Genomic DNA, 17346 nt, shown 5'->3' with positions numbered 1-17346 from the left:
TAGTCTCGACAGCAGCGGCGATGCGATGCAGCGCGTCAGCCGCGCTAAACATCGCGTAGATCGCAAACGCGGCGAGGAGGAAGTGGTAAAAGTTCATCGGCGGCGAGCCTTCTTGGATGCCTTGGGCTTGCGCGCCTTGGCCTTCTTCGGCGCCGGCCGAGCGAAGCGCTTGACGTCGTAGAACGCCCCGGGCTCACGCATCCTGTCGACGACCGGCAGGCCGACCCACTCGCAGTTGTCGTTGAGGACCTCGATGATGAAGCCGTCGGGCCGACGGTAACCATCAACCTCGGTGTAATAGTTCACGGCGCGGATGCGCTTGGCGATGTCCATCACGCCTGCTCCATCCGAACCAGCACCCACGGCATGTGGGGCGCCTTGACCCAGGTGAACTTCCACGTGCCGGGATACATCAGCGCGCCGTCGATGTTCCTCGACGCAAGCTGATGCTGCTCGACGCGGACCAGTGTGGGCTGGCCGTTCATGCGACCGGCCCGCCGAAGACGTGGCTGTAGACGCCGGCGCTCCACAGGCCGCGCGGAAGGCCGCCGTCCAGAGCCTCGCGCGCCTGACGCTCGCAGATGGCAGCATGCATGGCGTCGTCGGCGCGCTTGGCGTTCTTGCGAGCGCGCTTGTCGCGCGCCGCGAGAGCCTTGTCGGCCTCGGGGCCTTCGAGCTTGCCGGGATCAGCGTGAGCGCCAGCGTAGTAGGCTTGCGTCTTCTGACCGCGCTTGAACCAGCGCAACTGCTTGCGGGTGTAGTAGACCTGCCGCTGCGGTGCAGATTTGGGAAGCATGTGGGGATGCTTTCAGGTGGTGGACGATATCGAATTAGTGCCGCTGTTTTCGCTCCAGGTGGCCCCCACGGCACCCGGCGAGGGCTCCCGCTAGGCCTCGGAAGGCCCGACGGAACACTCCAAGGCTTTGAGGCCGTCGGAGACGCGCGACGCTCCCAAGCCCTATTGGATCATCTCTTCGATGAGACACTCGATGCCATGGAACAGCGCCGCGAACGGATCGTAGTAGTCGATCGCGTAGTCCGGGCAGGCCGAGACGTGGCGCCGAGGCTGAGGCTGAGGCTGATGATGGTAGTGGTGGTGGGGGCGATGGTAGTGATGGCGCCGCCGGTGCGCCGGATGATCGTGCGCGTGTTGCGCCTCGTCGGCAGCGGTTGCGCGAGGCAGAGCAGCGTCCGCGACGGGTGCGGTTTCAACAGCCGGGGTCGTTTCCGGTCCCGACTGTTGAAACTCCGGCGCGGTGACTTCGTTGGCGACGGGCGCTGGCGCCTCGTCGGCGACGGGCGCCTCTGGCGCGGGAGCGTCCAGCGTACCCTTGAGGTACGGGTGCCAGTCTTCGTCGAGCACAGAGTGGGAAGGCGCCGCGTTGTCCTCGATCGAGGTAGCCGCCTTCCCTTCGCTCTCTGCGGTGTTGATTTCAGGCGACGGTGTCGCCACGACCGCTACCTGCGGCCGGTTGGGAATGGTCTTGTGCGTGACGAAGACGGCAAGGGCGATGCAGGCCAGCACCGCGATCAGGAATACCACCGCCACACGTCGCAGCCAGGTGACGTCGTGCGTCGTGTCGTCGGGCTGGGGCAGATCTTCCGACGGCTGGTGCTCGTAATAGCTCATGGAAGCCTCTGGTTCTCTGGGTAGACCTGCGCTCAGCTGAAGTTGCTGAGCGTTCTGAGCGTCTTGCGAACGCGACCGATCGCCTCAAGGGGATCGACACCCCTTTTGATCTGGTTCTCGGCGAGCTTGAGCAGCGTCTCGAACTGCTTGAAGCGAAGGTCGTCGATGAGGCGGTCGATCTCGTCCAGTTGCAGGGCAAGATCGGCAGGGGGAGGATTCTCGTATGGCATCAGACCGTCACCGGTAGACCTTGGTGACCCGCGGCGGCCTTGCGAGCGCAATGGTCGGGAAGTCTGTGTTCTCGAAGGGTGCCGGCTGCTTGGGCTGATCGCCCTCGCCCTCATACAGACCGAGATGCTCGCGGACCTTGAGCTTGTGCTCGGGCTTCATCGTGTAGCCCTCGCCGATGATGCAGACGAACTCGATGTCGTGGGCGCGCAGCTTCTTGCGCACCTTGTGGATCACCACGTCGATCGACTTCCAGACCGGCTGGTCGCACTCGGGCTTGTGCCCGTAGAGCATGTTGTAGATCGCGTCCTTGGTGATCAGCTGCCGGTTCAGCAGCATGCCGAGCACGCGGCCCTCGGCCGGCTGCATGTCGAATGCAGCGCGAAGCCGCGCCACCATCGACTGGCCGACGCCGAGGATGTCCTCAAGCATCGCGACGCGATCGCGCAGTTGCTCCAGCTCGCTGGCGCTCAATGCGCGCACCCTGACGGGCTCGGCATCGCGAAGAGCGCGAGATCCTTCTTCAGCCGCTCGGGGTCGAACCTGGCCACGACGCGATAGGCCGGCTTGGGAAACTGCTTGAGGCCGACCTCGAATGCGGCAAGTGCTGCCGCACGGGACTGTCCGGCGCAGAACCAGTTATCGTTCTCGTTCGGGCAGACGGCGACCGCGTAGAACGGGTAGTCGGCCAGACCCTCGAACTGGATGTGCATGGTCACGGCGCCACGTACCCGTCGCGATAGGGCTCGAGTTTTTTCTTGAGCGCCGCGCGCTGCTTGAGGGCTGCGCCAAGCTGGTCGTGAAGCCTCTCGACTTCCTTCCAGGTCATGTCGATCTGGGTCGACACCCGGTTCTCATCGTTGCCGGTCTTGATCCGCAGGTAGACCTGCGTCGGGTACATCTTGCGATCGACCTTGATGACGCCGGTCGAGATCGCGAACATGCCGTCGAAGTAGGGCGGCGTCTGGCATTGATCGAACGCGACCCGCGCCAGCCGCTTCAACCAGTCGGTTTTGGTTTCGGACGGATGCTTCGGCATCACCGCGCGCTCCTGCGGGCGCGCTCGGCCATCATGGCGTCGGCGACGTCGTAGGCGAGATCAGCCGCCACGGCTGGAGTGTGACCGCCCATCTTGATCGCCCATCCGAGGGTGGTCGGCAGCGCCTGCCCCGCGAAGTGATCGCGCAGCGCCTCGTCGGAGGCGGGCTGCTTGTCACGGCGAGCGTTGTCAGCGACGGCAGCAGCAACGATCTCGTCCGTCGTCGGCGGGATGATGCCGGCGGCGTGCAGCCTTTCGGCGATCGCAACATGCGGCACCTCGAAGGCGGCGCCGACATGCGAAGGCGAGAACCGGATGTTGCCGATGGTGCCGTAGTCGACGGGCTGCGGATCGACAGTGAACGAAAACGGCTGATCGCCGACGGGTGTCTTCGATGTCATCGGGTGGGGTCCGATCAACGATGTGGGGTTAGGCTTCTGGGGGCAGCGACAAAGTCGCTAATGGTTTTGACCCCGATTTGCCGTTTCGGGCGTCGGGGCAGCGCACTGGAGCCGAGCCGTCAACTGGAGGGCCAACCGGCCCGGCTCCGTGCGTATGAGAGGCAGACGGACGCGAGACCAACCGGGTCTTGCCTCTCAATGGGGAAGTGGTCTGCGTGTGCGCGCGCTTGAGGCGCGCTACATCAACCCGTCGGGGGCGGGGCTATGAGTATCTTTTAAGGAGTAGACCACACCACCCCTGAAGGTCTGAGAGAGTCGCTTCGGGCTATCGCCCTAGCTCTCGACACAGTGGTGGCCGCGTCTGCGCGTGTGTAGGCCATGTTTTCGATGAGTTTTTCAAGCGTTATTTTTGGCGAGAGATTGGTGCATTGTCGGAAAAGCTGAAGTAACCGCTGGTATCATTGGATTACTTGCAACGATCACAATCGCGTGAGATGCACCAAATCAGTGCAACTGGAAATCTCGTTTCCGAGCCGTCCGACAAGCCATTCGCTGTACGGAGGTAGGGGTAATGTCCCGGATGTCCCGTTTGTCCCGTCCCTTGTCCCGCCCGATGTCCCGCCCGATTTGCGCAGTTCGGCGTATTCGCGGTTGATCCGCTTCATGCTGCCGTCCCGCTGCATGCGGGCGATCGCGGCGTCGATCCTGCGGTTGATGCTGTCAAAGGTGACAGCCAGGTCGGCGTCGCTGATCGGCGTGATCCCGAGCGAGAAAGCGGTCTTGCCCACCAGCTCAAGCACCTGATCCAGCGGGCGTTTGATGTAGAGGCTGTCCCTGTTGCGCACCGCCTCGAAGCACCGGGACAGGATCGCCGTCTTGACCTTCTCGGCCTCGCGCCCGCTGCGGAACCAGATCCTCTCGCCCTTGGAGCGTCGGCCGACGGCGGTGGAGCGCAGCGCGAGCCGCGTGTGCTGATCCTGGCCGGCGATGCGGTCGAGCCAGATGCAGGTCAGTCCCCCGTTCTGGAGGATGTCCTCGGTCAGGCGGACGGATGGGCCGCGTGGGGTGTCTGGGTTGGTCGTCATGCGAGATCGTCTCCTACCTGATTTTCGGTTCCAGAGGTGAGTCCCGAAAGCCACAGATCGGGCTCCACGATGGGACATCCCGCATGGGACATTGGCGGGACATTTGGGACATTTGGGACATTCCGCCTCCGTGGGACAGCCTACGGGAATCATGTTAAGCGGCTGATAAAGAACGGGTTATTGCGATTGCTGGCGTCAGAGAGAATCGCCGGTCCGCGATGTCCCGCCGGATCACGGCGACATCCTGCCCGGTTATGCCCGGTTCTATCCCGGGCATGGTTCCGGCTTTGCGCCGTTCCCTGCCCCTGCTCTTTCCCCTGCCCCCGCATTCGCTTGCCCCATGGGGCGGGCTAGGGCCGCTCCCCGCGCGGGCTAGGCCTTTGGGCGGGCCTTTCCCCCTGCCCCGGTCAACTCGCCCCCTAGGGGCTTCTAACCCGCCCCCGGCAGGGCAGATTCGGGGGCATTTGGGCCGTTTGGGCCGTTTCGGCCCCTTTTTCCGGGGCAAAAATCGTTATATTTCAACGGGTTAGCGGGGCAAAAATAGCGCTTTTCCTTTGCACCGGTTAGGTGCATATATATGTCTCCCCGTCGGGGGCGGGTTTACCCGCCTCCCCGGGGGCCGGGACCGGGGGCGCGCAAGCCTCCGGCCCCAAAGCCCCAAGGTTCCCGCCAATGCCCATTGGGCCGTAGTAGCGGGGGCCGCTTGCAGGGGCGGGCTGTTTGACAAGTAGAAAGGATAAAGGACGCGGCCGAAAAGTGGTCGCAACAGCGCATTGCGCGCGCTGTCCAATTTTGTTGTCGGAGGGGCTAAGCGAAAGCCCGGTAAGGAACCCTGCCGACGGTCCCATTAGCTGCATAGCGACTCATCGCTTAGTCAACAATGCGACTCCAGTATCTCCCGCGCTCCTATCCTCTCATAACCCAAGGCATATCCCGCCAACTCTTCCGCCCCGCGCAATCGCGCGGCGTCAAAGCAAATGGTTCAAGGGCTATGTTGTTTGCCTCTTTTCCCCTCGCGAATGCCGATAAGGTTTTGACGCGCCGCTCTAGCAAGGCGGGCCGCGCCAATAGGCTAACATCCAAGAGCGCGCCATAGACGCCGCCGGCGAATGTCCATCGTGACCGTAGTAGCCGCGCAGGATTGCCGAATACCGGGCCGCAGTACCGAACAGGAAGAGAGATGCACTGAGATCGCGCGGCTCCATTAAGCCGCGCGGCCAGCTAACCCCGCCCATGTCGCAGCATGGGCGCGGGCTTAGCTCGGAGCGCCGCATAGCGACGCTCCGATCTAAGCAACCCAAACCAAGGAGACCACCATGGCTACCAAGACCACCGCCATCAGCAAGCGCCGCATCGATAACGTCGAACAGGCGCTGCTCAAAAACAACTTCTACAAAAAGTGCTGCCCCAAGACGCACAGCAAGACGCACATCCGCAAGGTGATCGCGGATCAACTCCGCCTCGCCGATTGCCGCAACGTCTGGGAAAACGCGCACTGCGTTGCTTCCGCGCTCTGCTGATCCACCATCACCCTGATCTTCCACCCTACCTCACACAAGGAGACCACCATGAGCAAGTTCACTGCCATCTGCCAAATCTGGAACCGCGGCAGACTCGTCACCTCGAAGGACAGCATCCCGATGGCTGGCGAGGACGCCTGCTACCGCACCGCCGGATCGTTCCGGTCCATCCCCGACACCGCCTTCGTGATCTTCTGCCGCGACGGCGTCGAGTTCTTTCGCGTCGCCTGCGAGGGCTTCTACCAGAACAAGAAAGCGATCATGGCCAAGTACCCCGACGTTTGGCGCGAGGCGCCCAAGGGCAAAGGCGGACCCGCCAGCCTGCGCCGCTGACCCCACCACCACCGACCATCACCGGCCCCATTCGCAGCGGGCCTTTTTCATGCCTGCAACTCAAGGAGACCACCCATGAACGTCCAGACCATCATTGCCACCGCCAAGAAAGCCGAAACCAAGATGAACGCCGCCTTCCGCGCAGCCACGAAGGCCGGCGAGGTCGCTTCCCTCGCCGCCGCCCGCGCCATCAAGGCGATGCCCTGCGAGACTTACAAGGATATCGACGCCCGGGACGCCGCACTCGATAGGCTGCGCGACCTGGACCTCGAGTTCTCTGACGCCTGCTATCGCGTGTTTGACGCCATCGAAAGGCAGCATGTGCGGGTCGATGACGCGATCTGGGCGAGCGAGATGGACAGCGGCAAGGGCTATCGCTCGACAAAGGGCAAGGCCAAGGGCGGCAAGCGCAAGATGAAGTGCGGTCGCGGCCGCGGCTGATCCAATCCCCATCCCATCCCCGACAGGCCCCGTTCGCAGCGGGGCCTTTTCATTCCACCACCAACCATCAAGGAGACCACACCATGTCACGCAAGCAAATCATCGCCCTGATCCGCAAGCTCGAACTCCAGCGCTACCGCAACGGCAAGTGAGAGTGACCGCCATGAGCATACTCGATATCGACAACGCCAAGAGCTACGCCACCGAAGCGAACCTGATGAAGGCACTCGCGACCACGGGCCTCGACCAGATGATGCCGCTGGTCGTCTGCAATCGCGACGGCCGCTTCACTGCGGTGTTCGGCCTGCACCTGTCCGGCATGGCCAAGACCGGCGACGTGACGGCGGCCGCCCGCCACGGCTTCAAGACCATCGACTGATCCGAGTTCATCGACGGACGGCGCATGTCGCCGTCCCACGATGCACTTCCGCATCACCCAAGGAGACCACCATGGCTGGAACCAGAACCAACTACACGATCCACCAAGCCCGCGCGATCCTGGCCAAGCACGGCATGACCATCAAGTCGGTCGACGGCGAGTACATCGTCAACTTCAAGGGCGCCAAGACCGAGACCAGCGCCTACTACGCGACCAACCTGCTCGACGCGATCGGCACCGGCATCGACATGGCCGAGCGCAAGGCGATCAAGCTGGTCGTCGCCGGCGAGGTCGTCCCCGACATGGAGATCGCCTGCGCCCACGCCGCCGAAATCTTCATGACCACCGGCGTCGTCGTCGCCATCGAATACGTCTGATCCCCTCACCCATCGTTTTCGCAGAACGTCAACCCAAGGAGACCGTCACCATGAGCACCCACACATTCCCCACCAGCGGCGACGCCTACGATGCCTGTCAGACCGGCATTCACTTCGCCTTCGACGGCGAGTACCCGGTCGAGACCGGGGACATTCTCGTGATCGAGAAGGAGAAGGTTGTCGGCATCGCCGACACACGGCCCGTCGCCGTCACGAAAGAGCGCGGCCACCTGCATACGCCGGCTGCCGGCGTCGCGCTCTGCGTATGCCTCGAAGGACGCCTGCCCTCGATGGATGTCATCGACCAAGCCAAGAAGCTCGCCGCCGAGCGCGGCTGGCCGGTACGCGACTGATCGGAGCCCATCGCAGCGCGGCGCATGTCGCCGCGTCACGATGCACTTCCGCATCAGTCCAAGGAGACCACCATGTCCAAGACTGCAATTTCCGCTGTCCTCGCCGACACCCGCAGCAAGCGCGCCGCCAAGACCTTCATCCAGAGCTACCCCGCCACCAAGACCTATCGCCTCCAATCGTCGCCGTTCGTCTACGCTCCCGGCCTGATCGCTTGGGCGATCAACGGCGCCAGCTTCCCGAAGGATCGCAAGAACCTCGCCAACGTCGTCGCAGCGACGTGGAAGCTCCCGCTGGACGCAGCCACCGCACTCGTCACCCGCAAGGTGCCACACACCATCGACGGCGAAACCGTCGTGTTCTCCGCCTGATCCCGACCAAACCCATCACCTGTTTTTCACCGGCCGTTCGCAGCGGCCCCAACCAAAGGAGACCACCATGTCACGCAAGCAAATCCTCAAGCTGATCCGCCAAGATGAACTCCGCCGCTTCCGCGAATACGTCGAAGATCGCCCGCAGCCCTACACCCGCTACGTTGTCGATCAGGAGTTCCTGACGCGGCGCGGCCTCGCCGATCATCCTCGCGTCAACGTGCAGTGAGGGAGGCGAGCATGTCCATCAGCCAATCTCACTTCCAGTTCATCGCCGCCGTGCTGAAGCAGGGCAAGCCCAACACGCAAGATCGGAAGCAACTCGACCAGTGGCGCGACACCGTGCGCCGCTTCGCAATCGAATGCGCCGTCGCAAATGGCAAATTCAAGCCCAGCCTCTTCTACCGCGCTTGCGGGATGGAGGGCTGACCGATGCGAGTTCATCTCACCCGCAGTCGCGCCGTCAAGGTCGCCAGCTACGCCGACGCATCCGAGAGGGTGCGTCGCTTCATCGACACCGGAGACCTCGGCGCCGGTTGCGGCTCGAGTCTCGCGCCGTTCACCGGCGGCACGATCATCGACGACGCCGGCAAGATCATTGCCCACGTCAGTTACAACGGCCGCGTCTGGCCGGGCGCCGAGTGGAAGCCCAACAGCAAGCCGCTCTACGATCCGCGCTGACAACCTTTCAGCCTCTCTACAGGAGACCGCGCCTCAGAACTACGCTGAGCGAATGCCCAATGGTGACGTTGGGCACACGGAGAGACTGACAGCGCGCGCCCCGTTCGCAGCGGGGCGCGCCTTCCATTTCAACATTCATCGCAAGGAGACCACCCATGAAGTTCCCCACCGGCAAGCCGACCAAGCCCGCCCTGCCCTTCGGCCTCAAGGAGACCGACACCGCATATCCGAAGCACCCCAAGAAATACGACTGGCGCAAGCCGCAGCCGTTCGACGTGCTGCACACCCTGACCCTGTACGAGACCGAGCGCTTCGGATGGGTCGTCACCACGCTGCACATTCGCAACCCCGGCAGCCGCCACCGGACGGGAGCGCAGGCGCGGACCTATGGCGTGAACGCCGAGGGCCAGGTCGTGACCGTCGGACTCGGGCCGCACGTCAAGCGGACCCTGACCGTCTACGTCACCCGGGCGCGCGCCGACGCGCTCAAGACGCTGACCGATTTGCATGAGCGCGGCCTCGCCGACGCCGGATCGATCCGCGACCGCATCTCGAGTCGCCGCGCGCAAGGGGCTATGCGGCGCTCCTCGTTTGGTTTCGGGCTTGGGTTCTAATAGGGCCGTTTCGGCCCTATTCCTGCCCCCCGGGCCTGCCCGGGCCTATGGCCTAGGGGCCTGCCCGGGCCTAGGGGCCTGCCCCTGCCCCGGTTCCTAGGCCCCTGCCCCTGCCCGGGCCTCTATTCCCTGCCCCTGCCCGGGCCTGCCCCCGGGCCTCTATTCCCTGCCCGGGTTCTAGGCCTGCCCCCGGGCCTGCCCCGGTTCTATTGCCCCGCCCCCGGGGGCCTGCCCCGGGTTCATTCACCCATGCCCGCCGTCAATCGGCAAACCAAGGAGTCCACCATGAACGAAATCGAATACGAACGCGGCGAAGAGCTCAAAGCCATGGGGCAAGCCGCGCAAGAGAACCTTCGCGCCATCCTTGAGGCGAACGACGCCGACAACGTCGGGCAGCTCGCCCGCAAAGCCTACAAGTACACCGACTGCGGCGCGTCGGTCGGCGCGCTGCTCTATGCCGGTGAGGATAACCCCGGCAGCTGGGTGTGGGGCGAGGATTTGTCCGTCGAAGGATCTTTCTTCACCGCCCTGTCAGTGACGTCGATCGTCGAAGGCGTCGATCAGACCACTACCACCCACGTCATCGACCTGCTCGACGAAAAGTTCGAGACGCCCAAGCAGGCTGCCGAAGCTTACGGCGCGGCGCTGATCGCCGTCGAGGACGAGGCGACCACGATCTGGAACGACACCCACGGCTGCCCGACCTGCGCCACGCATTTCGGCAACGTCGCATCCAACGGCATCGAGACCTGCAAAGGCGACGACGGCATCACGCCGGTCTGGGACAAGTGTCCGGACTGCAAAGGCTACGGCTCGATCATCTGAAACCCGCGCTCGTTCGCAGCGAGCGCATCACAAGGAGACCACCATGCGTAAACCCAAGACCGTCACAACAAGCCGCGGCTGCGTCGTCGGCGAAGGCCCGAACAAGAACGAGGCCAAACTCGACCTCTCGAACAAGATCGACTTCCTGTGCAATGCGCAGGCGCCGCACATCGAGTTCCGATGGGGCCTCACCCTGATCGTGGCCGCGAGCCCGGTCGGCGAGTGGTGCTACCAGATCATCGAGCCCGGCAAGGCGACCGAGCATCACGGCAAGACGCTGTGGATGAACGGGCTCGGCTCCAGGCCAATGACCATGAGCGATGCGATCTCCAAGGTCCGCATGTTCGCCGCGCAAAGCGCGTGGGAGCCGCGCCGTGACGACGAGCTGTTCGTGTTCGCGTCTGCTTGCAAGGAGGCGGAGGCGGCCGAACTCCGCAGCTGGGTCAAATGGCAACGCTCCTACGCCAAGCACAAACTTGACGGCAAGACCGACGCCGAAGCCCATCAACTCGCCAGCGGCTTTTGAGGGAATGCACCATGCCAACCATCACCTTCAAGGTGCCGGGGAAACGCCCCCGGGGCCATAAGATCACGCTGTCCGAACGCACCGGGCGCGTCGCATGGCTCACGATCGGCGACCGCAAGGTCAAGTTCGTGTTGCAGCAAAGCCGTCTCGGCAAGGAGGCCGACACCCTCACGCACTATGCCTCCGGCATGGTGTTCGGCCGGCTCAATGACGTGAAGGTCCGCTACATGGTGGCGAAAGGCCATCACGCCAAGCTGACCGACCGCGAGGCGGCCGAGATGCTCGTCGCCACCAAGATCGACCAGATCGGCGCCGCCAAGGTGCTGGAAGTGCTGGACGCTTCCGAGACCATCAACCACTAACCCACCGCCGTTTCGCAGACGGCATTCAAGGAGACCACCACCATGATCGTCACCACCCGAGCGCAGCGCGAGGCGCTGTTCCGAATCTTCCTCCGCGACTTCCCAAGCTGGCTGACACCGACGATCCGGCTGCAGGAGCAAGATCGTCGCCACTTCGAGGGCCACCCTTACGACGCCGAAAAGTTCGCTGACTTCGCGGTCCGCAATCCCCATCGCGTCGTCAAGGTGCCGTCGATCCAGTACCGGAATTTCCGCAAGACCGTGCACGGCGGCTACGGCTGCATCATGATCCACCGATGGGGCATGTGGCTCGGCATCGAGCCCGACGGCTACACCCATAGCTGAAACCAACCCATCCCCGACGGGCGCGCCGTTCGCAGCGAGCGCGCTCTTTCGTTTTCAAACCAAGGAGACCAACCATGCCATTCAAGCTTGAACTGAAAGAGACGCGCCGCGGTTGCCAGATGCTGGAGACCACGAAGCGCTACGACGTGATCCTCAACGGCAAGATCGTGGACCAGCTTTGGTTCAACATGCGCGGCTATGTCGGATACCTGCCGACGCCGAGCGGCGCGAAGCTGTCGATGCCCGAGTCCGGCATCTCCGTTTACCGCCGCGAGGTCGCCCGCCTCAATCGCGAAGGGAGGGGCCAATGACCCGCCTGATCTCCCGCGATCCCTTCGCGCGGCAAGAACTTCACCGCGAAAGCGTCCTCGCTCCAGCGCACTCCTGCGACTGGTGCGGATCGTATCGCGGCAAGACCGCCGACAAGAACACCATGTTTCGGTACTCCACCGAGACCGACGGCGGCCGCAAGTTCACCCACCCCGGACTGTTCTGCAGCAAGACCTGCTTCACCTCCTACCATGCTTGAGTTCATCGACGAGCGCCGCACGCGGCGCTCCACGATGCACTTCCGCATCGCGCCACGAGGATCGCAGTCCTCAATCGACCAAGGAGACCACCACTATGAGTCACTTCACCGTTCTCGTTATCTCGGACAAGGCGCTCGATCGGGAAACCCTCACCCCGATCCTCCAGCCGTGGCACGAGTACGAGTGCACCGGCACCGATGACCAATACGTCATCGACGTCGACGTCACCGACGAGGTCAAGGAGGAGTTCAACAAACCGAGGCAGGTCGTCGTGCTGGCGGACGGCAGCGTCCACAGTCGGTACGATCAGCGGTTCTATACGAAGGAGCCGGAGAAGAAGGCAAGCTGGGACACCCGCAAGGAGTTCGAACTTCCGGCCGGCGCGGTCGAGCAGGAGATGGCGGCTGATGAAGCGCGCAAGCACGGCGTCGGCTACAAGACCATGGCCGAGTGCGCCACGGACTATTTCGGCGCATTCGAGCGGGATGACCGGTTCTTCAACAAGACCAACCCGAAAAAGAAATGGGACTGGTGGCAGATCGGCGGCCGGTGGAGCGACATGATCCGCCTGCGCGGCGACGTCTGCGAGGCCATGCGTCACGTCCAGGTCCTGACCGAGCGACGCCTTCCGATCCCCGACAGCACCAAGGCGCTGATCGACGGCGTCCAGATGGGCGAACGCTCATGGACGAACAAGAACGAGCCGGAACGGGTCGGCTACTGCGACGTCGCCCGCAAGCGCCAGATCGACTTCGACGCCATGCGCGACGAGGCCGAGAAGTCCACACTGGAAACCCACGCCAAGGCGGCAGCGATCATTGCCGGTCGCCCGTTCGAGACGTGGGAGGAGGTTCGCGCCCGCTTCGAGGCGATGCCGACGGATAACGCCGTCGTCACCGCCGGCGGCGATCGATGGGAACCTGTGCGCAAGGCCTTCCACTCGCAGCCGGTGATCGTCGACCTCAAGGCCGCCGAGATGCTCTCGTTCTTCGACAGCGATGCTGACCTCAAGATGTTCCGCATGTCGCCGGAGGACGTTGCCCTCCGGGCGCGACGCCGCGCGTTGCAGACCTTCGCCGTCGTCAAGGACGGTCAGTGGTACGAGCGCGGCTCGATGGGCTGGTGGGGCTGCGTCTCCGACGAGAAGGACGCTGACACATGGGACCAGCAGTTCTCTGACCTGATCGACGGCCTGCCGGACGATACCTGCCTCGCCGTCGTCGACTGCCACATCTGATTAACCCGCCACCGACGGGGCGCGCTCGTTCGCAGCGAGCGCGTCCTCGTTTCCATCCAACCAAGGAGACCATCGATGCAAAGCGCAAGATACAACGCGCACTTCGCAGACCTCGACCTGATCGAGTTCACCAACGACGAGATCGTGGCCCGCTACCACGCGGGCCTTTCGCTTTCATGGCAGCAGCGAAAGGACGCCGAGCGGATCATTGCCGCCCGCGCGCCCACGATGCAGCAAGCAGCGGAGTGAACGCCATGCGGTTCTCAGAAATGCGACACATCCGCCGCTCGTGGCGGCCCCACTCGGCGGTTGCGCAACTGTTTGCAGAGTGGCGCCAGACCAACCGTACCCCGCAGGAGATGGCAGAGCCGTGGCGCGTCCACGGCACGGTGCCGCACTGCCCATTCAAGGAAGCCCGGCGCGCGATGGAGCGACGCGAGGAGCGTCACTTCGTGCGCTGGAGCAAAGAGAACTTCGTCCACGCCCACTAACCACCGCCGTTTCGCAGACGGCTCAATCAAGGAGACCAATCATGAAGGTACTCGACATCAACAACATGCTGGACGCAGCAACGAACAGCAAGCTGCCCGGCAGGCAGCGCTACGTGGACCAGTTCGAGGTGCTGGCGAACGAGCTGGCCCGCGCGCTGGCCGACCACCTGAAGATCGCATTGGGCCCCGATGCTGACTACCAGCCCGGCTTTGGCGGCCTGTGCGCCAACTTCAAGCCGAAGCGCAAAGGCCAGAAGTGCCCGAAGGTCATCGACGAAGGTGACGAAGGCGGCGAGTGGGAGTTGTGAGCGGTGGCAAAGCCAAAGCCCTACTACAAGGTGCTGTTCCGGGGCGATGATTCCGGAACGCATTATGTGTTCGCCACCACGCGCAAGTTCTGGCGCTACAGCGAAGCCGAACTCTACTCGCTCAGCTTCGCCATCACCCGCAAGCCGATCATTCTGATGGTCGGCTGATATTCACCCTCGCCCGTTTCGCAGACGGATTTCAACCAAGGAGACCACACCCATGCTGCACTTCATCACCGTTGTCGCGATCCTGCTGGCCTGCGCGCTCGCTGTCGCGGCCGCTGCCATCGACGACTATGGCCACCCCGTCGCCGAGTACGTCGCCCCGAAATTCCCATCGCATATCGAACTGGCGGTCGGCGCGACCGTCATCCTCAGCTTCGCCGTCGCGGGCTGGATGATGGCAGGCAATGGGTAGGAGCGGCAAATACAAACCGACGGGGCGCCCGCGCGGCGCCCCGAGGCTGGACGCGGCCTGCAAGCGTGGACACCCGCGAAACGCCAAATCCAGCTTTATCGACGCGCGAGGCTCGAACGTCTGTCGCCTCTGCTGCGCGCTTCGATATCACGCCAAGCGGGAGCGGGAGACGCCTGCGCAGAAGCAGTGCCGCAACGGCCACCCGCGCACCAAGGCCAATACCTATCACCGCCCCGACGGAACCAAGGAGTGTCGCATCTGCATGCGGCACCGAGAGCTAAAATATCACAACAAGCCTTCGCAGACCTCAACCAAGGAGACCAACCATGTCACGCCCGACCGTCAGCTTCACCACTAAGCTCGGCACCACCCGCGCCGGCGAGCGCACCCGCATCTGGATCGAGGGCAAGCGCCTCGTCGACCACGGCTTCACCGTGGGCACGCGCTTCACCCGCATGTGGCACAAGGGAGTGCTCACGATCATCGTCTGCTCCGAGACCATGTTCGCGAAGCACGGCGTGTCCGAGCGCGGCACCGTCAGCGGCAAGGGTGAGAAGCCGATCATCGATATCACCGGCGCCAAGGTCGCTGCGACCTTCACCGGCACCCATGTCGAGGTGTCCTACTCCAAGGGCACCATCGTCATCGCCGACAAGGCCTGATCCAACCCACCCGGCTTTCGCAGAGCCGTTTCAATCAAGGAGACCAAATCATGACGACCAAGATACATGACGTGCTGGCAAAGACCGACTGGGCTTTGCTGGCACAGCAGAAGCTCGCGTTGCTACGGATTGACGGCAACCCCGCCGTCGACGGGCTGATAAATTTCCTCGACGCGCTCCAAGACGCTGCCGAGGCCGACGGCTTCCCTGTCGTGTGGCTGGGGGAGTCCTCGCGATGAGGAAGTCGATGAAAGTCCTCGTCGCCTGCGAGTTCTCAGGCGTGGTGCGGCGCGCGTTCGCCGCACGAGGTCACGACGCATGGTCATGCGACCTGCTGCCGGCGGCCGACCGCAACAACAAACACATTCAGGGCGACGTCCGCGACGTCCTCGACGACGATTGGGACTTCCTGATGGTCGCGCATCCGCCGTGTACCCGGCTATGCAACAGCGGCGTCCGCTGGTTGAAAGAGCCTCCGGGCAAACTCACCGCGGAGCACTACACGGCGAGGGAGATCGCGGCCTACGCTCGCATGAACCGCAGGGAGCGCCTGGAGTTCATGTGGATGAAGCTGGATCAGGGCGCTGCGCTGTTCTCGACGCTCCTGAACGCGAAGATCCCCCGCAAGGTTCTGGAGAACCCGGTGATGCACGGCTACGGCAAGGCCAAGATCAAGAACTATCGCGAGCCGGCGCAATCGATCCAGCCGTGGATGTTCGGCGACCCAGAAACCAAGCGCACCTGCTTCTGGATCGTCGGGGACGACATGAAGCCGCTCATCCCGACCTTCGAGACGTGGGAGCAATGCCGGATCGCGCTCAAGCTGCCCAAGGGCGCAAAGCCCGAGGACCGCGTCCACAAGGCGGCGCCCGGCCCCGCGCGCTGGAAGGAGCGTAGCAAGTTCTTTCCGAAAGTCGCGACAGCGATGGCAGCGCAGTGGGGGTGAGCATGGCCGACACGATCAACGTCCCAAACCTCGACTGCTTGGATCAGAGTGAGTTGCGCGAGCTGGCCAAGCATCTGCTGGCGCTCTCTCGCTATGCCTCGCAAAAGGCCCACGCGATGGACTTGCGTTCCAGCGGGAAGATCAAGCTGGCGCTGTACGCCGAGGAGATTCTCGACAAGCGCTATCAAGCACTGCCGACCGAATGGCGGTGGTAACACTTTCACCCAACCCCCGTTCGCAGCGGGGCAACCAAGGAGACCAACAACCATGAAGACACTCTACCGATACACCGGCCCCGAGGACGGGGTGACGGTGCGCCTGATCGAACGGCAGACGATCGTCCAACCCATGTCGGTCAACACCTCGTTCGCCGTCGTCATCGACGCCCCCGGCGAGGTCGCGATGTTCGATAGCTTCTCCGGTCTGGAGTTCGCGGCCGGCGCTTTCGCTCTGCTGGTCGAGAGGTTCGGCGGCGTGACGCAAGCCGGTCAGGTCGTGGTGGTGCCATGAGGATCGCGGAGCTAAAACTGTCGGTGCGCTACGATGATAGCATCACCGACGCGGAGTCGCTGTGCGATGCTCTCGACACGCTGATCGAGACGGCTACCAGCACAATCGGCATCCTCGACGAGTACGGCGATCCGAAGATCCACTCCTTCGCGGTGCTATCCGATCAGGAGGCGCCGCAATGAGCAACATCGGGCCCCTGATCGACGACTACGGCCTGCTCAAGGCCCAGATCGCGGAACTGGAGACCAAACTCAAGCCGCTGCATGAGCAGATCGTGGCGCAGGGTGAAGGCGCCTACGAAGGCACCTTCTACCGCGTCACCGTGAGCGAGAGCGAGCGCGCCAACCTCAACATGAAAAAGGCGCGGGCGAAACTGTCACCGCAGTTCATCCGCGCCAACACCACCTACACGCCGGTCACGACCGTCCGCGTCAGCGGGCGCAACGCCATCGACGTCGAGACGGAGGGCGGCCAGTGAATGGACCTCTCTGGGTGGTGTGGCTGCTCACGCTGTTCATCCTCACCCTGATGCCGGCGCGCATATCGAACTGGTGCTGGTCGGCGGTCGCTGCCGGCTTGTTCATATGGGACGGCTCGTGGGTCGCCTTCGTGCTCTGCTTTTTGGCGGCGCGTGATGCGGTTAGGCACACTCCCCCGCTGACCTGAGCCCCGACAACTCAAGACCTGCCGACCGCGGCGCTTCGCAGGCGCCGCGGACGGATGCTGCATGTCTGAA

General features: G+C 63.6%; 41 protein-coding genes. 31 read left to right on the top strand and 10 right to left on the bottom strand.

Annotation, left to right across the window (positions count from 1 at the left end):
• Positions 1 to 93 precede the first annotated feature (93 nt).
• The 10 genes from B5527_RS14500 to B5527_RS14460 all read right to left on the bottom strand — a co-directional run bounded on the left by B5527_RS14500 (position 94) and on the right by B5527_RS14460 (position 4383).
• Positions 94 to 333, bottom strand: a complete 240-nt coding sequence (locus tag B5527_RS14500) for a hypothetical protein (protein WP_079601979.1) — start codon at positions 331 to 333, stop codon at positions 94 to 96.
• Positions 333 to 485: a hypothetical protein gene (locus tag B5527_RS43875; RefSeq protein ID WP_154072241.1), complete on the bottom strand. Its 153-nt coding sequence runs from the start codon at positions 483 to 485 to the stop codon at positions 333 to 335. The genes B5527_RS14500 and B5527_RS43875 overlap by 1 nt, the downstream gene beginning before the upstream one ends.
• Complete coding sequence (locus tag B5527_RS14495) at positions 482 to 796, bottom strand: hypothetical protein (protein ID WP_079601977.1); 315 nt, start codon at positions 794 to 796, stop codon at positions 482 to 484. Before B5527_RS14495 ends, B5527_RS43875 begins: the two co-directional genes overlap by 4 nt.
• 162 nt (positions 797 to 958) lie before the next feature.
• Positions 959 to 1630 carry a hypothetical protein gene (locus tag B5527_RS14490; RefSeq protein WP_079601976.1) on the bottom strand — a complete coding sequence of 224 codons (672 nt, stop codon included), beginning with the start codon at positions 1628 to 1630 and terminating at the stop codon, positions 959 to 961.
• 32 nt (positions 1631 to 1662) lie between these two features.
• Positions 1663 to 1860: a hypothetical protein gene (locus B5527_RS14485; protein WP_079601975.1), complete on the bottom strand. Its 198-nt coding sequence runs from the start codon at positions 1858 to 1860 to the stop codon at positions 1663 to 1665.
• Positions 1861 to 1867: 7 nt separating this feature from the next.
• Positions 1868 to 2332 carry a helix-turn-helix domain-containing protein gene (locus B5527_RS14480; protein ID WP_154072240.1) on the bottom strand — a complete coding sequence of 155 codons (465 nt, stop codon included), beginning with the start codon at positions 2330 to 2332 and terminating at the stop codon, positions 1868 to 1870.
• Positions 2329 to 2571, bottom strand: coding sequence for a hypothetical protein (locus B5527_RS14475; protein ID WP_079601971.1), 243 nt, complete (start codon positions 2569 to 2571; stop codon positions 2329 to 2331). Before B5527_RS14475 ends, B5527_RS14480 begins: the two co-directional genes overlap by 4 nt.
• Positions 2572 to 2573: 2 nt before the next feature.
• Entirely contained in the window at positions 2574 to 2897 is a 324-nt protein-coding gene (locus tag B5527_RS14470) for a hypothetical protein (protein WP_079601969.1), read from the bottom strand.
• Positions 2897 to 3298 (bottom strand): hypothetical protein, encoded by a 402-nt coding sequence (locus B5527_RS14465; protein ID WP_079601967.1) that lies wholly within the window; start codon positions 3296 to 3298, stop codon positions 2897 to 2899. The genes B5527_RS14470 and B5527_RS14465 overlap by 1 nt, the downstream gene beginning before the upstream one ends.
• 479 nt (positions 3299 to 3777) lie before the next feature.
• Complete coding sequence (locus tag B5527_RS14460) at positions 3778 to 4383, bottom strand: hypothetical protein (protein ID WP_079601965.1); 606 nt, start codon at positions 4381 to 4383, stop codon at positions 3778 to 3780.
• Between the two features lie 1316 nt (positions 4384 to 5699).
• On the opposite strand from B5527_RS14460, the gene B5527_RS14455 reads away from it, so the two are divergent.
• From B5527_RS14455 to B5527_RS14320, 31 genes are all read left to right on the top strand, one after another.
• The gene (locus B5527_RS14455; RefSeq protein WP_079601964.1) at positions 5700 to 5903 is read left to right on the top strand and encodes a hypothetical protein; all 204 of its coding nucleotides are present in this window, start codon (positions 5700 to 5702) and stop codon (positions 5901 to 5903) included.
• Positions 5904 to 5951: 48 nt separating this feature from the next.
• Positions 5952 to 6236 (top strand): hypothetical protein, encoded by a 285-nt coding sequence (locus B5527_RS14450; protein WP_079601962.1) that lies wholly within the window; start codon positions 5952 to 5954, stop codon positions 6234 to 6236.
• Positions 6237 to 6311: 75 nt separating this feature from the next.
• Positions 6312 to 6677, top strand: a complete 366-nt coding sequence (locus B5527_RS14445; RefSeq protein ID WP_079601961.1) for a hypothetical protein — start codon at positions 6312 to 6314, stop codon at positions 6675 to 6677.
• A gap of 163 nt (positions 6678 to 6840) precedes the next feature.
• A complete protein-coding gene (locus B5527_RS14440; protein ID WP_079601959.1) occupies positions 6841 to 7056 on the top strand; it encodes a hypothetical protein in 216 nt (71 codons plus the stop codon).
• Between the two features lie 71 nt (positions 7057 to 7127).
• Positions 7128 to 7433 (top strand): hypothetical protein, encoded by a 306-nt coding sequence (locus B5527_RS14435; protein WP_079601957.1) that lies wholly within the window; start codon positions 7128 to 7130, stop codon positions 7431 to 7433.
• A 50-nt stretch (positions 7434 to 7483) separates the two neighbouring features.
• Positions 7484 to 7786: a hypothetical protein gene (locus B5527_RS14430; RefSeq protein WP_079601955.1), complete on the top strand. Its 303-nt coding sequence runs from the start codon at positions 7484 to 7486 to the stop codon at positions 7784 to 7786.
• Positions 7787 to 7858: 72 nt separating this feature from the next.
• Positions 7859 to 8155 (top strand): hypothetical protein, encoded by a 297-nt coding sequence (locus B5527_RS14425; protein WP_154072239.1) that lies wholly within the window; start codon positions 7859 to 7861, stop codon positions 8153 to 8155.
• A gap of 67 nt (positions 8156 to 8222) precedes the next feature.
• A complete protein-coding gene (locus B5527_RS43870; RefSeq protein ID WP_154072238.1) occupies positions 8223 to 8384 on the top strand; it encodes a hypothetical protein in 162 nt (53 codons plus the stop codon).
• An 11-nt stretch (positions 8385 to 8395) separates the two neighbouring features.
• On the top strand, positions 8396 to 8584 hold the full coding sequence (locus tag B5527_RS14420) for a hypothetical protein (RefSeq protein ID WP_079601952.1): 189 nt from the start codon (positions 8396 to 8398) through the stop codon (positions 8582 to 8584).
• A 3-nt stretch (positions 8585 to 8587) separates the two neighbouring features.
• Positions 8588 to 8836 (top strand): hypothetical protein, encoded by a 249-nt coding sequence (locus B5527_RS14415; protein WP_079601950.1) that lies wholly within the window; start codon positions 8588 to 8590, stop codon positions 8834 to 8836.
• Positions 8837 to 8991: 155 nt separating this feature from the next.
• Positions 8992 to 9450, top strand: a complete 459-nt coding sequence (locus tag B5527_RS14410) for a hypothetical protein (RefSeq protein WP_079601948.1) — start codon at positions 8992 to 8994, stop codon at positions 9448 to 9450.
• A 285-nt stretch (positions 9451 to 9735) separates the two neighbouring features.
• On the top strand, positions 9736 to 10275 hold the full coding sequence (locus tag B5527_RS14405) for a hypothetical protein (protein WP_154072237.1): 540 nt from the start codon (positions 9736 to 9738) through the stop codon (positions 10273 to 10275).
• 43 nt (positions 10276 to 10318) lie between these two features.
• Positions 10319 to 10801, top strand: a complete 483-nt coding sequence (locus tag B5527_RS14400) for a hypothetical protein (RefSeq protein WP_079601945.1) — start codon at positions 10319 to 10321, stop codon at positions 10799 to 10801.
• A gap of 11 nt (positions 10802 to 10812) precedes the next feature.
• A complete protein-coding gene (locus B5527_RS14395) occupies positions 10813 to 11163 on the top strand; it encodes a hypothetical protein (RefSeq protein ID WP_079601943.1) in 351 nt (116 codons plus the stop codon).
• A 42-nt stretch (positions 11164 to 11205) separates the two neighbouring features.
• Positions 11206 to 11508: a hypothetical protein gene (locus tag B5527_RS14390; protein WP_079601941.1), complete on the top strand. Its 303-nt coding sequence runs from the start codon at positions 11206 to 11208 to the stop codon at positions 11506 to 11508.
• 74 nt (positions 11509 to 11582) lie between these two features.
• Complete coding sequence (locus tag B5527_RS14385; protein ID WP_079601939.1) at positions 11583 to 11819, top strand: hypothetical protein; 237 nt, start codon at positions 11583 to 11585, stop codon at positions 11817 to 11819.
• Positions 11816 to 12037 carry a hypothetical protein gene (locus B5527_RS14380; RefSeq protein WP_079601938.1) on the top strand — a complete coding sequence of 74 codons (222 nt, stop codon included), beginning with the start codon at positions 11816 to 11818 and terminating at the stop codon, positions 12035 to 12037. The genes B5527_RS14385 and B5527_RS14380 overlap by 4 nt, the downstream gene beginning before the upstream one ends.
• 95 nt (positions 12038 to 12132) lie before the next feature.
• Positions 12133 to 13275 carry a hypothetical protein gene (locus B5527_RS14375; protein WP_079601936.1) on the top strand — a complete coding sequence of 381 codons (1143 nt, stop codon included), beginning with the start codon at positions 12133 to 12135 and terminating at the stop codon, positions 13273 to 13275.
• 75 nt (positions 13276 to 13350) lie between these two features.
• A complete protein-coding gene (locus tag B5527_RS43865) occupies positions 13351 to 13524 on the top strand; it encodes a hypothetical protein (RefSeq protein WP_154072236.1) in 174 nt (57 codons plus the stop codon).
• A 5-nt stretch (positions 13525 to 13529) separates the two neighbouring features.
• Entirely contained in the window at positions 13530 to 13766 is a 237-nt protein-coding gene (locus tag B5527_RS14370; protein WP_154072235.1) for a hypothetical protein, read from the top strand.
• Between the two features lie 41 nt (positions 13767 to 13807).
• Complete coding sequence (locus tag B5527_RS14365) at positions 13808 to 14074, top strand: hypothetical protein (RefSeq protein ID WP_079601933.1); 267 nt, start codon at positions 13808 to 13810, stop codon at positions 14072 to 14074.
• Between the two features lie 3 nt (positions 14075 to 14077).
• The gene (locus B5527_RS43860) at positions 14078 to 14242 is read left to right on the top strand and encodes a hypothetical protein (RefSeq protein ID WP_154072234.1); all 165 of its coding nucleotides are present in this window, start codon (positions 14078 to 14080) and stop codon (positions 14240 to 14242) included.
• A 52-nt stretch (positions 14243 to 14294) separates the two neighbouring features.
• Positions 14295 to 14492, top strand: coding sequence for a hypothetical protein (locus B5527_RS14360; protein WP_079601931.1), 198 nt, complete (start codon positions 14295 to 14297; stop codon positions 14490 to 14492).
• Positions 14493 to 14818: 326 nt separating this feature from the next.
• Positions 14819 to 15154 carry a hypothetical protein gene (locus tag B5527_RS14355; RefSeq protein WP_079601929.1) on the top strand — a complete coding sequence of 112 codons (336 nt, stop codon included), beginning with the start codon at positions 14819 to 14821 and terminating at the stop codon, positions 15152 to 15154.
• 50 nt (positions 15155 to 15204) lie between these two features.
• Positions 15205 to 15393 (top strand): hypothetical protein, encoded by a 189-nt coding sequence (locus tag B5527_RS14350; RefSeq protein WP_079601927.1) that lies wholly within the window; start codon positions 15205 to 15207, stop codon positions 15391 to 15393.
• An 8-nt stretch (positions 15394 to 15401) separates the two neighbouring features.
• Positions 15402 to 16100 carry a hypothetical protein gene (locus tag B5527_RS14345; RefSeq protein WP_154072233.1) on the top strand — a complete coding sequence of 233 codons (699 nt, stop codon included), beginning with the start codon at positions 15402 to 15404 and terminating at the stop codon, positions 16098 to 16100.
• A 2-nt stretch (positions 16101 to 16102) separates the two neighbouring features.
• Complete coding sequence (locus tag B5527_RS14340; protein ID WP_079601923.1) at positions 16103 to 16315, top strand: hypothetical protein; 213 nt, start codon at positions 16103 to 16105, stop codon at positions 16313 to 16315.
• Positions 16316 to 16367: 52 nt separating this feature from the next.
• Entirely contained in the window at positions 16368 to 16610 is a 243-nt protein-coding gene (locus B5527_RS14335) for a hypothetical protein (protein WP_079601921.1), read from the top strand.
• The gene (locus B5527_RS14330; protein ID WP_079601920.1) at positions 16607 to 16792 is read left to right on the top strand and encodes a hypothetical protein; all 186 of its coding nucleotides are present in this window, start codon (positions 16607 to 16609) and stop codon (positions 16790 to 16792) included. Before B5527_RS14335 ends, B5527_RS14330 begins: the two co-directional genes overlap by 4 nt.
• Positions 16789 to 17088, top strand: a complete 300-nt coding sequence (locus B5527_RS14325) for a hypothetical protein (RefSeq protein WP_079601918.1) — start codon at positions 16789 to 16791, stop codon at positions 17086 to 17088. The genes B5527_RS14330 and B5527_RS14325 overlap by 4 nt, the downstream gene beginning before the upstream one ends.
• Entirely contained in the window at positions 17085 to 17276 is a 192-nt protein-coding gene (locus B5527_RS14320; protein WP_079601916.1) for a hypothetical protein, read from the top strand. Before B5527_RS14325 ends, B5527_RS14320 begins: the two co-directional genes overlap by 4 nt.
• Positions 17277 to 17346: the final 70 nt, after the last annotated feature.

This window comes from Bradyrhizobium erythrophlei, assembly GCF_900129425.1.
GTDB lineage: Bacteria > Pseudomonadota > Alphaproteobacteria > Rhizobiales > Xanthobacteraceae > Bradyrhizobium > Bradyrhizobium erythrophlei_C.
Note: the sequence above shows the minus strand (reverse complement) of the source record. Positions and strands in the feature narration are given on the sequence as shown.

Bases quoted from the DNA above. Each gene is read 5' to 3' on its own strand.
- B5527_RS14360 (WP_079601931.1), top strand. From the start codon at position 14,295: ATGCTGCACTTCATCACCGTTGTCGCGATCCTGCTGGCCTGCGCGCTC.
- B5527_RS14335 (WP_079601921.1), top strand. From the start codon at position 16,368: ATGAAGACACTCTACCGATACACCGGCCCCGAGGACGGGGTGACGGTG.
- B5527_RS14410 (WP_079601948.1), top strand. From the start codon at position 8,992: ATGAAGTTCCCCACCGGCAAGCCGACCAAGCCCGCCCTGCCCTTCGGC.
- B5527_RS43870 (WP_154072238.1), top strand. From the start codon at position 8,223: ATGTCACGCAAGCAAATCCTCAAGCTGATCCGCCAAGATGAACTCCGC.
- B5527_RS14345 (WP_154072233.1), top strand. From the start codon at position 15,402: ATGAAAGTCCTCGTCGCCTGCGAGTTCTCAGGCGTGGTGCGGCGCGCG.
- B5527_RS14455 (WP_079601964.1), top strand. From the start codon at position 5,700: ATGGCTACCAAGACCACCGCCATCAGCAAGCGCCGCATCGATAACGTC.
- B5527_RS14385 (WP_079601939.1), top strand. From the start codon at position 11,583: ATGCCATTCAAGCTTGAACTGAAAGAGACGCGCCGCGGTTGCCAGATG.
- B5527_RS14495 (WP_079601977.1), bottom strand. From the start codon at position 796: ATGCTTCCCAAATCTGCACCGCAGCGGCAGGTCTACTACACCCGCAAG.
- B5527_RS14365 (WP_079601933.1), top strand. From the start codon at position 13,808: ATGAAGGTACTCGACATCAACAACATGCTGGACGCAGCAACGAACAGC.
- B5527_RS14370 (WP_154072235.1), top strand. From the start codon at position 13,530: ATGCGGTTCTCAGAAATGCGACACATCCGCCGCTCGTGGCGGCCCCAC.
- B5527_RS14425 (WP_154072239.1), top strand. From the start codon at position 7,859: ATGTCCAAGACTGCAATTTCCGCTGTCCTCGCCGACACCCGCAGCAAG.
- B5527_RS14390 (WP_079601941.1), top strand. From the start codon at position 11,206: ATGATCGTCACCACCCGAGCGCAGCGCGAGGCGCTGTTCCGAATCTTC.
- B5527_RS14440 (WP_079601959.1), top strand. From the start codon at position 6,841: ATGAGCATACTCGATATCGACAACGCCAAGAGCTACGCCACCGAAGCG.
- B5527_RS14325 (WP_079601918.1), top strand. From the start codon at position 16,789: ATGAGCAACATCGGGCCCCTGATCGACGACTACGGCCTGCTCAAGGCC.
- B5527_RS14430 (WP_079601955.1), top strand. From the start codon at position 7,484: ATGAGCACCCACACATTCCCCACCAGCGGCGACGCCTACGATGCCTGT.
- B5527_RS14450 (WP_079601962.1), top strand. From the start codon at position 5,952: ATGAGCAAGTTCACTGCCATCTGCCAAATCTGGAACCGCGGCAGACTC.
- B5527_RS14380 (WP_079601938.1), top strand. From the start codon at position 11,816: ATGACCCGCCTGATCTCCCGCGATCCCTTCGCGCGGCAAGAACTTCAC.
- B5527_RS14445 (WP_079601961.1), top strand. From the start codon at position 6,312: ATGAACGTCCAGACCATCATTGCCACCGCCAAGAAAGCCGAAACCAAG.
- B5527_RS14465 (WP_079601967.1), bottom strand. From the start codon at position 3,298: ATGACATCGAAGACACCCGTCGGCGATCAGCCGTTTTCGTTCACTGTC.
- B5527_RS14395 (WP_079601943.1), top strand. From the start codon at position 10,813: ATGCCAACCATCACCTTCAAGGTGCCGGGGAAACGCCCCCGGGGCCAT.
- B5527_RS14420 (WP_079601952.1), top strand. From the start codon at position 8,396: ATGTCCATCAGCCAATCTCACTTCCAGTTCATCGCCGCCGTGCTGAAG.
- B5527_RS14330 (WP_079601920.1), top strand. From the start codon at position 16,607: ATGAGGATCGCGGAGCTAAAACTGTCGGTGCGCTACGATGATAGCATC.
- B5527_RS14400 (WP_079601945.1), top strand. From the start codon at position 10,319: ATGCGTAAACCCAAGACCGTCACAACAAGCCGCGGCTGCGTCGTCGGC.
- B5527_RS43865 (WP_154072236.1), top strand. From the start codon at position 13,351: ATGCAAAGCGCAAGATACAACGCGCACTTCGCAGACCTCGACCTGATC.
- B5527_RS14350 (WP_079601927.1), top strand. From the start codon at position 15,205: ATGACGACCAAGATACATGACGTGCTGGCAAAGACCGACTGGGCTTTG.
- B5527_RS14500 (WP_079601979.1), bottom strand. From the start codon at position 333: ATGGACATCGCCAAGCGCATCCGCGCCGTGAACTATTACACCGAGGTT.
- B5527_RS14415 (WP_079601950.1), top strand. From the start codon at position 8,588: ATGCGAGTTCATCTCACCCGCAGTCGCGCCGTCAAGGTCGCCAGCTAC.
- B5527_RS14375 (WP_079601936.1), top strand. From the start codon at position 12,133: ATGAGTCACTTCACCGTTCTCGTTATCTCGGACAAGGCGCTCGATCGG.
- B5527_RS14435 (WP_079601957.1), top strand. From the start codon at position 7,128: ATGGCTGGAACCAGAACCAACTACACGATCCACCAAGCCCGCGCGATC.
- B5527_RS14470 (WP_079601969.1), bottom strand. From the start codon at position 2,897: ATGCCGAAGCATCCGTCCGAAACCAAAACCGACTGGTTGAAGCGGCTG.
- B5527_RS14485 (WP_079601975.1), bottom strand. From the start codon at position 1,860: ATGCCATACGAGAATCCTCCCCCTGCCGATCTTGCCCTGCAACTGGAC.
- B5527_RS14475 (WP_079601971.1), bottom strand. From the start codon at position 2,571: ATGCACATCCAGTTCGAGGGTCTGGCCGACTACCCGTTCTACGCGGTC.
- B5527_RS43875 (WP_154072241.1), bottom strand. From the start codon at position 485: ATGAACGGCCAGCCCACACTGGTCCGCGTCGAGCAGCATCAGCTTGCG.
- B5527_RS14460 (WP_079601965.1), bottom strand. From the start codon at position 4,383: ATGACGACCAACCCAGACACCCCACGCGGCCCATCCGTCCGCCTGACC.
- B5527_RS14340 (WP_079601923.1), top strand. From the start codon at position 16,103: ATGGCCGACACGATCAACGTCCCAAACCTCGACTGCTTGGATCAGAGT.
- B5527_RS14490 (WP_079601976.1), bottom strand. From the start codon at position 1,630: ATGAGCTATTACGAGCACCAGCCGTCGGAAGATCTGCCCCAGCCCGAC.
- B5527_RS14355 (WP_079601929.1), top strand. From the start codon at position 14,819: ATGTCACGCCCGACCGTCAGCTTCACCACTAAGCTCGGCACCACCCGC.
- B5527_RS14405 (WP_154072237.1), top strand. From the start codon at position 9,736: ATGAACGAAATCGAATACGAACGCGGCGAAGAGCTCAAAGCCATGGGG.